11 protein-coding genes are annotated in these 13,148 nt (G+C 45.6%); 4 read left to right on the top strand and 7 right to left on the bottom strand.

Annotated elements, in window-relative coordinates; translation table 11 throughout:
- The first annotated feature begins 39 nt into the window (after positions 1-39).
- A complete protein-coding gene (locus tag CS898_RS04175; protein ID WP_099208205.1) occupies positions 40-1,116 on the top strand; it encodes a hypothetical protein in 1,077 nt (358 codons plus the stop codon).
- Here the strand turns inward: CS898_RS04175 and CS898_RS04170 are convergent.
- The 7 genes from CS898_RS04170 to CS898_RS04140 form a co-directional block, all read right to left on the bottom strand.
- Entirely contained in the window at positions 1,102-2,751 is a 1,650-nt protein-coding gene (locus CS898_RS04170) for a hypothetical protein (RefSeq protein ID WP_099208204.1), read from the bottom strand. The two genes, CS898_RS04175 and CS898_RS04170, sit on opposite strands and share 15 nt — an antisense overlap.
- Positions 2,744-3,439, bottom strand: a complete 696-nt coding sequence (locus CS898_RS04165; RefSeq protein ID WP_099208203.1) for an ABC transporter ATP-binding protein — start codon at positions 3,437-3,439, stop codon at positions 2,744-2,746. Before CS898_RS04165 ends, CS898_RS04170 begins: the two co-directional genes overlap by 8 nt.
- A gap of 54 nt (positions 3,440-3,493) precedes the next feature.
- Positions 3,494-5,296, bottom strand: coding sequence for an LTA synthase family protein (locus CS898_RS04160; protein WP_099208202.1), 1,803 nt, complete (start codon positions 5,294-5,296; stop codon positions 3,494-3,496).
- Between the two features lie 131 nt (positions 5,297-5,427).
- A complete protein-coding gene (locus tag CS898_RS04155; protein WP_099208201.1) occupies positions 5,428-6,054 on the bottom strand; it encodes a PepSY domain-containing protein in 627 nt (208 codons plus the stop codon).
- Between the two features lie 19 nt (positions 6,055-6,073).
- On the bottom strand, positions 6,074-6,964 hold the full coding sequence (locus tag CS898_RS04150; RefSeq protein ID WP_099208200.1) for a mechanosensitive ion channel family protein: 891 nt from the start codon (positions 6,962-6,964) through the stop codon (positions 6,074-6,076).
- On the bottom strand, positions 6,964-7,626 hold the full coding sequence (gene trhA / locus CS898_RS04145) for a PAQR family membrane homeostasis protein TrhA (protein WP_099208199.1): 663 nt from the start codon (positions 7,624-7,626) through the stop codon (positions 6,964-6,966). The genes CS898_RS04150 and trhA overlap by 1 nt, the downstream gene beginning before the upstream one ends.
- Before the next feature lie 67 nt (positions 7,627-7,693).
- Positions 7,694-8,503: a DUF4300 family protein gene (locus CS898_RS04140; RefSeq protein WP_099208198.1), complete on the bottom strand. Its 810-nt coding sequence runs from the start codon at positions 8,501-8,503 to the stop codon at positions 7,694-7,696.
- Between the two features lie 129 nt (positions 8,504-8,632).
- Here CS898_RS04140 and CS898_RS04135 point away from each other — a divergent pair, with 129 nt between their 5' ends.
- From CS898_RS04135 to CS898_RS04125, 3 genes are all read left to right on the top strand, one after another.
- The gene (locus tag CS898_RS04135) at positions 8,633-9,160 is read left to right on the top strand and encodes a DUF3783 domain-containing protein (RefSeq protein WP_099208197.1); all 528 of its coding nucleotides are present in this window, start codon (positions 8,633-8,635) and stop codon (positions 9,158-9,160) included.
- 92 nt (positions 9,161-9,252) lie between these two features.
- Positions 9,253-9,510 (top strand): GlsB/YeaQ/YmgE family stress response membrane protein, encoded by a 258-nt coding sequence (locus CS898_RS04130; protein ID WP_009430401.1) that lies wholly within the window; start codon positions 9,253-9,255, stop codon positions 9,508-9,510.
- A 2,153-nt stretch (positions 9,511-11,663) separates the two neighbouring features.
- On the top strand, positions 11,664-13,142 hold the full coding sequence (locus tag CS898_RS04125; protein ID WP_234976021.1) for a nicotinate phosphoribosyltransferase: 1,479 nt from the start codon (positions 11,664-11,666) through the stop codon (positions 13,140-13,142).
- The last annotated feature ends 6 nt before the right edge of the window (positions 13,143-13,148 follow it).

Here is a 13,148-nt window from a genome sequence, read left to right as displayed (position 1 = left end):
TCCAAAGATTTGCTACAATAGTCTAAAGGAGTGAGGATTATGGATATTTTTATTGTAGGAGCAGACAGTTACGGCGGCTTGGCCCTGGCCAGGGAATTTTCCAAGGACCACAAGGTCATTGGCCTGGGTTTAGACAAGATTCCCCATAGCTCCACCTGTTTTTCTTCCCGGATGCTTTTGGCCAAGGAAGACGACCTGGCCTACCAGCAAATTAAGTCCCTGGCTAACCTAAGACCAGGACGCCCTCTTGTGCTCTTTACCGACCATCCTCGAAACGACTTTTTCCTGGACCAGGCTCATGATTTGGCAAACTATGCCCAAATGCCCCTGGCCCATGACCAAAGAATCCCCCACTCCAGCATCATCAACTATCTTTGCGAAAAATACGACTTTGCCCTGCCTAAAGTCTATGAGGACTTGGACCAGGCCCCGGGCTTTCCCCTGATTTCCCTGGCCCAAAACCGGCTTTACTTTTCCAAGGACCAGGTCTCCCCAGAAGACCCCGGCCCCTTTAAGGAATACATCAAGGGACCTTCCAAGACCATGCGGCAACTCATCGCCTTTTTCTCCGACCAAGGAGACCTGGTCTTTTACGCCTCTGCCCGGGCCTTCGCCCAATACCCCGCCTATATTGGGGGCCCCAGTATTTTACAAACCAAGTCCTCCCTCTTGGATGCAGCCCTCCTGTCCATGGCCAAGGAGGTCCAATGGCGGGGCTTTTTATCCATCCTTACCAAGGAAGACCCCTATACCAAAAAGCAATACATCCTGTCCATTAAAAACCGGCCTGGCAACTTTACCTTCCTCTGGCAAAGGGCCGGTCTCCCCTTGGGCAAGGCCCTTCTGGGTCTGGACAAGGAAAAACACAAGGCTCTTCCCGGCCAATGGGGCCGTCTGGGCCAAGAATCCTACCTGGCCCTGGGCCAAAGCATCCGGCGAGGGTCCTTTTTGGACCTGCCCCTGTCGGCCTATGTCCCCTTGAGGTCCTTCGGTCCCCTTTGGACCCTCCAAGACCCCGGTGTGGCCATTACTTATTGTTCCGACACATTAGAAAAGGCCTACCAAGCCTTTCGGACCTGGCGGGCCTTGCGATCTAAAAAATCATCCATGTCTTAATTTAAAATTTTTCGGCGCCAAACGAAGGACGGCAAAATATCCCAGCAAAGTAAAGAGGACAAAAAAGGCCGCCAGGCCCAGGTAAAAGGGCAGGGGGTTGTCCATGTTAAAAAAGACAGTCATAGACTGGTAGGAGAAGAAAAAGACCACCACTTGTAGGAAACTATAGAGGGGACTTTTTACCTTCATATCCACCGTAAAGGGCTGGATCAAATAGTACATGTAGAGGTAGTAAAGGCTGAAAAAGAGCATCAGAAGGGTTTCCCAAGCCAATAAAACCACCAGGGTCTTGACCTGGATTTGAGGAAACACCACCCTGAGGCCCAGGGTAAAGAGGTAGACCAGGCCAATGAGGGGGAGGTTCATCTTCAAAACCTTTTTCAACCGGACCTTGAGGGAGTAGACCACCAACCTAGGTGACCGGTAGAGGGGGTCCCCCATAAGGGTCCGGTCCAAGTGGTAAAAGGACAGCTTGGTCAAGGACTCCGATACATAAATTAGGGAAGACATGTAAATAATCACAGCCGGCAAGATTTTTAGCAGACCATCGTTTAAGTCCAGATGGTCTTTTTTCATGGCCTGCAAAATTTCCGTCTTAAAGAAAAAACTCAGGCCCAAAAGAACCAGGACGGCCAGGCCCAGAATGATAAAACGGACCCGGACCATCTTGAAAAATCGCCGGGACAGGCGGTGGTAAAAGACCTCGTTGATATAGGCCACCCCATGGAGCTGGTCAAACTTCTTGTCCCGACTCAAGTCCAAGTCCTTGTCATCCAGTTCCATCATAATTTTTGCCGCATCTATCTCTACATCGTTTTTGGCCATCTTGGCATTGAGAGCCCTTTGGCTTACCCTATAGAGCAAGTCTCCCCGGTAGGTCATCCTATAGGCTAAAAAGCAAAGTCCCAGACCTACCAGGCCTGCAGGCCAAGTAAGGACATAGGCTACCAGGTTTAAGCCCGTCAACCAGTGGAGAAAAATCAAGAGTCCCAGGGTCAAAAGGGTCCCAGCCAGAGACCAGAAAAAGATGGTGCTGGACCGCTTAGACAGGTCCATGGACTCCCTCTTGGCCACATCTTTTAAACATAGGTAGCGGACCAGGCCCCGGACTCCTTCCAAGACCAGGCCAAAGGCCAGGGCCCCCCAAGGGCTTAGGCCTATCAGTTTCAAGCTGATGGCCAGGGCCAGGATATAAAAAAGCCTATCTGGCAGGTCCAAGAATAAAAGACTTTGATAGTATTTCTTGGGGTCCAGGCCGTAAATTTTAATACACAGGGCTGCCTCTTGGGAGGGCTCATAGACATCAACATTGCTAATAAAAGACCCCAGGACAAAACTGCAGGCAAAAAGTAACATGACCCGGCTAGCGGAAAGGTCCAAGCCAATGAGCCCTGTAGCCTTGTGAAGAAAATAGCCCATAAGGCCAATAAAGCCAAAGTATAGGACACTTTGAAAAACCTGGCTCCAGATAAATTGGATGCCTCCGAAAAAAGCCATAAGACCCTTAAAGCCCCGGGCTTGGAAGGCCTTGTCCGACACTAATCGACCCAGGAGGGGAATTTTTTGTAGGGCGGCAATAAACTTGTTATAGCGCATGGTCAGGCGGAGTTGGATGAGGGGTAAAAAATTAGGCATCTTCTTTCTCCCTTAGGGCTTGGAGGATGTAGGCGTCAAAGTCCTCTTGGCCCATGTCTTCTACCCCTTTGAGCCTACCATTGTGGAGGAGGACAATTTCATCACAGAGGTTCTTGGCCAGGTCCATCATGTGGGTGGACAGGATGATGATATGGTCCTTTTGCATGGTCCGTAAAATATTCTTAATCATCTCACTCATGACGACATCCAGGCTGGTCAGAGGTTCGTCCAAGAGCATAATGGGTGGGGCGGCAATTAAGAGGGTCAGCATGGACAACTTGGTCTTCATGCCGTGGGAATAGGTCTTAATAAGCTTGTGCCGGTCCTCCTGGCTGAATTCCATCTGGTCCAAAAAGGGCTCGGGGTCCATGCTTTCCTTGCCCCGGTGGATATCCAGGTAGAACTTGATAAACTCATAGCCGGTTAAAAAGTCCGGCAGGATATTTTCCGAATAGACCAGGCCTATGTCCCCTTCTTGGACCGGCCGTCTTTGGTCCCCTTCTTCAATGTAAAAGCTGCCGGAATCAAAGGGCAACTCCCCATTTAAAATTTGGAAGAGGGTGGTCTTTCCAGCACCATTTCGGCCCAAAAGGCCAATGATGTGGCCAGATTCAAAGACCATATCGGCCCCCTTGAGGACCTGGTGCTTTTTAAAGGACTTGTGAATGTCTTCTAAGATAAATCTCATCTTGCCTCCTTATTAAGAAAGGCTTAGGGTTAATCCTAAGCCTTTTTTCTTTTGTCAATCTCTTTTTCGTCTGGACAGGTAGTACTCATAATTTAAAATCTTCTTTTGAAGGTCTTGTCCTTGGTCGGACAGCTGGGAAGCCCACTGGCCATTTTCAAAGAAAAAGTTCCCCTTCATAACACTTTGCCGGTCCATATAGTCTTGGGAAAAAGCGGTATACTTGTCCCCCCGCCAACCCAGGGTCTTAAAGACATAGTCCATTAAGAGGTTGGCATCCAGGTTGGGTCCTTGGCCCACCAGGTTCTTGTCTGCAAAGAGTTTTTTTGCAGCCGGGTTGGCCCAGACCATATAAGGGGTTTCATAGGTATTGATGGACCCCTCCAAACTGGACAGGTCACAGGGAATCCCCATCATGGACATGCCAATGGCCTGGTCTCCCATAGAGGGGGAATGGTCGCCAAAGAGGATTAAAATCGTGGGCTCTTGGTCCCTTAAATTGTCCACCACTGTCCTTAGGTTTTCCGTAGTGTCTTTGACTCCCCGCAAATAATAGTTAAAGGCCCAGTACTGGTCTTCATCGTAACCCTCTTGCTTGGTGACAATTTCTTGCCCCGGTTCAAGAGGTTCCGTGGGATAGGGGCCATGGCCCTGGTAGGTAATGGACCAAGAAAAGTAGGGTTGGTCCTTTCCAGCCTGGTCCTTGAAGACCCTCATTAGCTCGGGGAAGAATTCATTATCTGCTAAAATCCCCTCCCGGACAGCCTGGTTAAAGTAGTTTTGGGAATAGAAAAAGTCGTCAAAGCCCACCTTGGGATAGAGGTTCTTCCGGTTGTTGAATAGCCCATCGCTGGGATGGAAGGCCTCGGTCCGGTAGCCTTGGTCCCTGAAATAGCTGACATGGGTATAGCGGTCGGTAGTAAAATTTGGACCGTGTTTATATCCCGACCAAAACATCGTTTCTGAAGTCAGGGTTCCTCCCCCAAAGGTGTCCACATAGAGGTTGCCAGAAATACTTTCATTTTTTAATTGGTACCAGTAGGCATAGGGGTTTTCCTTAAAGACCATCCTGGGGTTTTGGAACTTGTAAAAATCCTTGTAGGATTCCAGCATGATGCACATAAAATTGACCTTTTGCCCCTCTGGTATGTCGGAATCCTTGTATTTTTGGTCCAGGTCCAAGGCTTCTTTTTCATTATAATCTTCATAGACATAACCCCGGGAATCCTTAAAGGAATAAACCAAGGGATAAGCAAAACCCTTAGAGGCATAATTGTTAAGCCCCTGCCAGGTGTTTAAGCCAGAATTGACCCCCAGCTCTTGAAAGCGGACCGGGTCCATGATGAAATTAGACGTCAGGTAAATAAAGACCATAAGGGAAGCCAGGCTGGCTATAAAGCGAACCCCCAAGCTCATGGGGAGCTTGGACTTGGAAAAAAGTAGAGACCAGGCAAAAACTAAAAGGCCAAAGGCCAAAAAGATCAAGACAAGTTTTATATCCACCTTCAAGGAGTATTTTTTCGCCATTAAAAAGGCCTCCCGGACCAGCTTAATATCACTGGCAAAGAGGAATTCTTGCCGGTACTGGATCTTTAGAACATTGATATAGCTTAAAAGCATCCAAAAAAGGCTGTTAACTAGGATGGAAACCTGGAGGTTGCCAAAGATAAAGGCCAAAAAAACCACCAAGAGAAAGATGGGAATAAAGTTATAGAAGAAAATATCCATGGGTTGAAAGAAGGTCCAAAAGAGACCTTCTTGAAAGTTTTCCCCCACCAGGTAAAGACTCAAGAGGGTAATCACCAGGGATGTCACCAGGGACCCCAGGATAAATTTTCCACTGTTTTTTAAATGTTTCATAGGCTCTCCAAACTTATTTAATGGCCCTATTATACGCTTTATTGGCCTTTTCGTCAATTTTTCAAAATCTTAAGATAAGATTAAAAAAAGACCCCGGAAAAATCTCTCCGGGTTTCTAGCTCTTTTAAAAATTACATATCCAGGTCAAGAACTTCTAAAGTTTTTGCATCCAATTTGACATCTAAGTCGTCTTGGTTGTCCTTTACAAGGGAAACTTCATAGACTGGTCGTTTGTTTTCCACTTCTAAAGACCAGGATTTTACATACAGGTTTTTGCCCTTGGCTGCAGCTAAGGCTGCATCCATGGCTTCTTTTTCTGTTTTGACTTGGCTTAGGTCCAAGGCTTGAATCATGGGGTTATTTTCATTTTCTTGTCCTTGCTTTAAGATTTCTCCTGATGCGGCATGGACTTGGAGCTCATAGTCTTTGCTGGAGTCCTTGCCCTTTATTTCATAGACATAACTTCCATTTTCTTGTTCAAAGGAAACCTCTGTTAATTGGGCTTGGGGATATTCCTTTTTAAAGGCATCCACTGTTTGGGCTAAGCTGACGGGATAGGCCTTTTCATCCACGGCCTGGATATTGGCTTGGACTTGACCTGCTGAAGCATTGGCTTGGTCCTGGCTTCCTACAGAAGCTTGGGCTTGGTTTGCATTTGCATTGGCCGTGTTAACCGTGTTGGTATTCTTGGGACCTCCGCAGGCACATAGGGCTGTCATTAAAAGTGCTGTCAATCCTAATTTAACTTGTTTTTTCATTCTTTTTCTCCTAATTTTCTCAATCTTTTCTTTCTTCAATTCGTACAATCTTATGAGCCAGGTGGATTCCCTCCCGGTCAAAAGCTTTTTTTATAGCTACTGCAATATCAGTACAGGCTGAAGCATAGTTTACATCCTGGGTAAAACCCCGAAAGACAAAGGACATCCCATAGTCCAAAAGCTCATCCAGAAAGATACTATAGCCCCGGTCATGGTTTAAAAGGTCCACCCCTTTCAAGGCAGTCCTAGCCACCTCCATAACCCGGTCAATATCTTGGTCCATATCCACCACCACTTGGACCTGGGCCCCTACCAGGGGCTCTTGGGACAGGTTGACCAGGGCCGAAGACATCATGGTCTTGTTGGGTAGGATATAGTGGAAGCCCTTGTAGTCCACCAAGATGGTTTGAAAGAGACGGATTTCAAAAACCCGGTAGAGTCCTTCCCTGTCCTGGATGGAAATAAAGTCCCCCACCTGGAAGGGTTGAACCAAAACCAAGAGGATTCCCGAAGCCAGGTCCGACAAGCTCCCCTGGAGGGCCAGACCAATGGCAATCCCCAAGGTTCCAATTAGGGCCACTAGGGAGTTGGTCTTGATACCCAGGTTTCCTGCCACAATGGTAACCAGGAAAAAGTATAAGATCCCCTTGAGACCCACCAAAAGAAAGTGGGTCAGACCCCGGTTGACTCCTTGTTGCTTTAAAATCTTGTCCAAAAAGCGAATGAGAATTCGAATGATATAGTAGCCCACAACAAAGGTAACCAGCCCCAGGGCCAAGGGTTTTAAAAGGGCAGACCAGTCAATCTTGGCCCAAAAGTCCGGCTGGGTAATTTCTTCAATTTTTTCTGCCTGCTCCTGAATTTCTGCTGAATTCAAGGCGGCACCTATAAGATTAAATCCAAACTTCATCAAGCTCCCCCTCCTAAAACAGGTAACTGCAAGCCAAAAACTAGGCTTACTAGTTGGACCACGGCTCCAGCCAAGACAAATAAGTGCCAAACCACATGGTGGTAGGTCCAGGATGTCTTTCGGTAAAAATAAGTTCCCAGGGTATAGAGGATACCCCCTATTAAAATTCCCAGCATATACTTAAGCCCCATGGTCCTCACCAGGCCAGGAATCAAAAAGGCCGAAATCCAGCCCATGCCGATGTAGAGAAAGGTCGACAATTTAGTGTACTTGTCATAACGGCCTATGGTAAATAACTTAAAGCAAAAGCCCGCCAGGGCCAATCCCCAGATCAAGATTAAAAATAAAATAGCCCCTGTATTTTCAAATAAGGACAAGACAATGGGAGTATAGGACCCGGCAATAAAAATAAAAATCGCACTGTGGTCAAAAACCCGCAAAAGATTTTTCTCTGACCGGATGGGGATGCCATGGTAGAGGGTAGAAGCCAAAAACAAGAGGATAAAGCTGGATATATAGACCAGCTCTCCTACAAAAATCCGGCTGGCATAGGCCCGATGGTGGACACACAAGAGGACGCAAGTTGTGATACCAAGAAAGACCCCTAGGCCATGGCTAATGGAATTTAAAATTTCTAAAAAAGTTTTTTTCTTCATTTTCATCTTTACTACCTCACAAATAAGCTCTTACTTTTATTAATACCCAAGTTCCTGTCTTTTCTCACAAAAATTAGCCCTGGTCCCAGGCCAAAACCTCCATATCCTCTGTAATGACCAGGCTGGGAATGTCCTCTGCCCCATAACGGTCCTCTAAAATATGGACCAATTGGTCCTTGGATTTCAGGGATAAAAGAGAATAGGGCTCATTGATGGCCCGTTTTTCAAAAAAGTAGTAGCGGTCTCCATCTTCCATTAAGAGCCCGCAATGGCCTACAAAATAAACCCCTTGGTCCGGGTCCTCCAGGTAGACCATAATGGTTTTAGCCTTGTTATGGTTCTTAAAGTTCTTGGCATCTAAAGCCTCTTGAAAGGCCTTTTTCCGGTCTTCTGGAGATTGGACCTTCTGGTCCAGGGCAATTTCATTAAAAAGGCCGGCATAGGTCCTGGAATCAATTTTATTCAGGGCCGGGTTCTTGGCCAGGTCCTCTTGGTCAAAGGCCAGGAAGGTCCCTTGAAAATCAGCCCCCTTCACTTCCAAGGCATGGCCGTAGACCTTCATCAGGGTCTCCCGGCAGTTGATGTCCTGAAAATCTGGATGGTCCTTTAGAAAATCGCTGTTGAAGGAAAAGGGGTCGTAAGGGGCCTGGTCCAAGGGAACGAAAGAAGGATACACCCGGTCTCCATTGGTGGAGTTAATAGTTTCACTGGCCTCTAGAATTTGGTCTAGGTCTCTTAGGCCAAATTTTTCCCCCAGGTCCTGAAGACAGTGGTTGGTCTTAGGACTTCCCAGGTTGGTGACCAGGGCCTGGTTTTTCCTCCCTCCACAAGCCACTAGGGTCAAGACCATGACCCCCAGTAAAAAATAAATCACTTTTTTCATAAAATTTCTCCTTGTATTCTCCTCCCAGTCCCTCCTGTTTCTTATCGAGAGAAATCGGGTATATAATTAAAGTATTCGTCCTTATTTTACCATAATTTTAAGGACCTAAAAAAATAAGTAGGTGAAAAAATGTTATTAGTTTATGGTTTAGACCAAGAAAAATTAAATGTTATTAAAGACTTGGCAGAAAAATATTCCTTCCAGGTTAAGGAAGTCCAAGACCAAGACACCCTTTATACAGCTGGTTACCTGGCCCAAATCCCTGGAGCCGACCAGAGAAAATTTGTCAAGGAAGACTATCCAGAAGGCATGGAATTTTTACTCTTTTGCCAAATTGACCGGGAGGCCCTCTACGGATTTTTACAAGATGCCCAAGAAAGGGGCTACCAATTCCCCCACAAGGCTGTCTTAACAGAAACCACCAAGGCCTGGCCTTTTTCCTACCTCCTGGGCCATATTGCCCAAGAGCACCAAGTCATGCAGGCCTATAACCGCCTGGGTAGAAAGGTCAAACAATGCCAAGACCTGGATGGCCCCCTGGCCCAAGACCTGGTAAGCCAGGCCAAGGCCCTGGCAAAGCTGGGAGATGACCTGACCTTGGACCATATTTTAGACCTGGAGAAACAAGTCGACCAGCTTTTAGAAGGAAAAAAATGAACAAAATTATGTTTTAACCACCCTCTACTGGGTAAAAAATAAGTGAACTTATTTACTAGTATTTTATAAAACAAACCATAAGGAGGTAAATTATGGGTATTATTAGTTGGATTATTTTTGGAGCTATTGCAGGCTGGTTGGCAAGTAAAGTTACAGGAGACGATCCTAATATGGGTGCCGGAGCCAACATTATCGTTGGGATTATCGGATCCTTTATTGGTGGATTCATCGGAACCAACATCTTCCATTTCGGAAAAGTATCTGGTTTCAACCTGTCTTCTTTCCTAATCGCCATTGCCGGTTCCGTCATTTTATTATTAATCCTAGGAGCCATCCGGAAACATAAATAAAGTTTAGAAGATCCCTTGGTTTAGACCAGGGGATTTTTTTAATGACCTAACCCGAAATCTTTGATTTCGTAGGTAGGTCAGAGGTCGCGGCGTTTCAAATCTTTGATTTGTCAGCAAGCGACCATCCCTGCTATAGATACAATCCCGATGAGACCGGTCGATTGGCAGAAATCGACAGTGACATGACCTATCCCAGCAACACAATGTAGGGGCGACCTCGTGTCGCCCGTATTGATAGTCAGAAGATATAAATATAGAGAATCATATCAATAGCCATATCCCCTAAATAAACAAATTCGAGATTGTAGAAAGGGCTGGACAGGCCAGCCCCTACAATTTTTTCCATGACACCCGAAAATATAACGACCTGATTATTCAAATTGAGAGAAAAAATCGATGAGCCGTTAAAAAAATTCAATGTTTGAGCGAAGCGAGTTTTGAATTTTTAGGCTTATCGATTTTTTCTTTCACAAAGTAAGCTAGGGTGGATGGGGAGGTCTTAGGAGGGGCAAGGGGCATGCGTTAGCCCCTAGGCCCCTCCTAGAATAAAGGTATAGATTAATATAGGGAATAATACCAATACCCACAATCCCAAAATAAACATTTCCGGGTTTGCAGAACGGGCTTGACGAGCAAGCCCCTACAGACCATCCGTTACCTTGAAAAGACCACCTGTTTCTTCATGGTCTAGACCGAAAACCCCATGTAGGGGCGACCTCGTGTAGCCCGTATTGGTAAGCAAACGATATAAATATAGAGAATAATATCAATATCCAGATCACCAAATTGTAGGGGTGGCCCTGTGCCGCCCGTATTGGTAGACAGGATTATATAATATAGAGAACAGCATCGATACCCACAATCCCAAAATAAACAAATTCGGGTTTGTAGAACGGGCTTGTACAACTTTTCATCAGCTCAAGCTCGCTCTCGCTCCTTTCGCTGTGAAAGACTGCATCTTCCAGACCTAACTTGGCGACAAAGGAGCCATAGTAGGTCTTATGCAACCAACTGCCCAAATTTTAATTTGGATGCAATTGTCTGTGAACCTAGCTACGAAATCAAAGATTTCGGCTTAGGTCATGAACAAGCAAGCCCCTACAAAACCATTCGCCACCTTGTAGGGGCGACCCCGTGTCGCCCGTATTGATAATCAGAAGATATAAATATAGAGAATCATATCAATACCCACAATCCCAAAATAAATATATTCGGAATTGTAGAACGTGCTTGTACAACTTTTCATCAGCTCAAGCTCGCTCTCGCTCCTTTCGCTGTGAAAGACTGCATATTCCAGACCTAACTTGGCGACAAAGGAGCCATAGTAGGTCTTATGCAACCAATTGCCCAAATTTTAATTTGGTTGCAATTGTCTGTGAACCTAGCTACGAAATCAAAAATTTCGGCTTAGGTCATGAACAAGCAAGCCCCTACAGACCACCCGTCACGCCCGTATTGCTAAACAGGATATTTTTATATAGGGAACAAAATTTACACTCTCACACTAAAAAAACCAATAAAAAAAGGCCTTCCGGCCAATAAAAAATACCTTGTCATCCATCCAACGCGTCTATTGTAGGTTCCATTCACGACTCTCTTTCCTGACTTTTTGGACTCTTGTCCTCGTCATTTCTTCACTCCTAGAGGCCTTGCCTCTTGCCTACTATTTATGCTAAAGCAACTCGATAAGGGGATTCGAACGATTCCTAGGTCGATGGAATCTCTCTCCGACTCGGTTGATTTAAAACACAATAGCCTTACTTCTTTCCTTGTCTATGAGCTCATTTCCCGTTAAAATACATAGTTTATAGTCAACATCAATTTCCTTGATGTAAAGAATTAACCTTCAAATAACTTATTCCACTTCTTTTATCAATTCTTCTTATCTATCATAATCGATAAAGGAACTCGAACCTCTTTGAATGTCATTTCTTCTTAATTGATTTTACGTTGGATGGAATTTTCAAGGTACAGCCAAAGGAGAGGGTAACCTTTTCCTTTGGTATTCTTATAATACCCAGCTATTTTTCTTCTAAACACTTTTTTACAATTTTTTTAAAAAGTTTTTAAATTTATTTTTTTGTTTTAAAATCTTTTTATAGGCTATAATAGATAGTAAGAAATGCTTGTTTTACCGACCCAAGGAGGTTTATATGGAAGTAAAAGAATTTATGGATAAAAATAATTATACCCTTTTAGCGGATTTTTATGAGTTGGCCATGGGAAATGGCTATTTTGACCAAGATATGCAAGACACCATTGTCACCTTTGACATGTTCTTCCGGTCTGTCCCAGACCAGGGAGCCTATGCTATTATTGCTGGTTTGGAACAATTGGTGGAATACTTGGAACAACTCCATTTTTCCGACGAAGATATTGAATTTTTACGGTCTAAGAAGGTCTTCTCTGAAGGTTTTCTGGACTATTTGAGAAATTTTGAATTTGCCTGTGACATGTGGGCCATTCCCGAAGGAACAGTGGCCTTCCCCCATGAACCCCTGGTAATTGTTCGGGGACCTGTCATCCAAGCCCAGCTTGTGGAAACCATGGTTCTTCTAACCATCAACCACCAATCCATGATTGCCACCAAGGCCAACCGGATTTGCTATTCAGCCCAAGGCCGTCCCGTGGTGGAATTCGGATCTCGACGGGCCCAAGGTTATTCCGGAGCCAACCTGGGCGCCCGGGCTGCCTATATCGGGGGCTGTGCAGGTACAGCCAACACCCTGGCTGAGAAGATCTATGGGGTTCCAGCTGTGGGCACCATGGCCCATTCCTGGGTACAAATGTTCCCTACGGAAAAGGAGGCCTTTGACGCCTTTGCCCAAACCTACCCCCACAACTGCATCCTCTTGGTGGACACCTACGATGTCTTGAAACAAGGGGTTCCCAATGCTATTAAAACTTTTAACCAATATTTAAAACCCAAGGGAATTAAAAATATGGGAATCCGGATTGACTCCGGAGATATTGCCTACCTGTCCAAAAAAGCTCGGAAGATGCTAGATGATGCTGGCTATCCCTATGCCAAGATTATGGCCTCCAACTCTTTGGATGAATTTGTCATTGAGGCCCTTTTGACCCAAGGAGCCAAGCTGGATTCTTTCGGTGTTGGTGAACGGTTGATTACCTCCAAGAGCGACCCTGTTTTTGGTGGGGTCTACAAGCTTACCAGTGTGGAAAGAGATGGCCAATTGGAACCCACCATTAAAATTTCCGAAAATATTTCAAAGATCACAACTCCCGGTTTTAAAAACCTCTACCGTTTTTACGACAAGGACACCGACAAGGCCCTGGCTGACTTAATTACCCTCCACGACGAGGAAGCACCCAAGGGTCAAGACTTTGAAATCTTCCACCCCCTCTACACCTGGAAGACCCGGACCCTTTCCAACTACAAGGTCAAACCTCTCTTGGAAAGAATTTATGACAAGGGAAAATTGGTCTACGACCTGCCGGACCTGGACCAAATCCGTCAACATGCCCAAGATGAGCTGGACCGGCTCTGGGATGAAATGAAGCGCTTTGACAACCCTCAAGACTACCATGTGGACTTGTCTCAAAAATTGTGGGATGTCCGGAGCAAGCTCTTGAAGGAGCACGGTAAATCCTCTTCTATGAAAAAGAACTGAGGAAGG

Source organism: Urinicoccus timonensis (assembly GCF_900232945.1).
In the GTDB taxonomy this organism is placed as follows: domain Bacteria; phylum Bacillota; class Clostridia; order Tissierellales; family Peptoniphilaceae; genus Urinicoccus; species Urinicoccus timonensis.
Note: the sequence above shows the minus strand (reverse complement) of the source record. Positions and strands in the feature narration are given on the sequence as shown.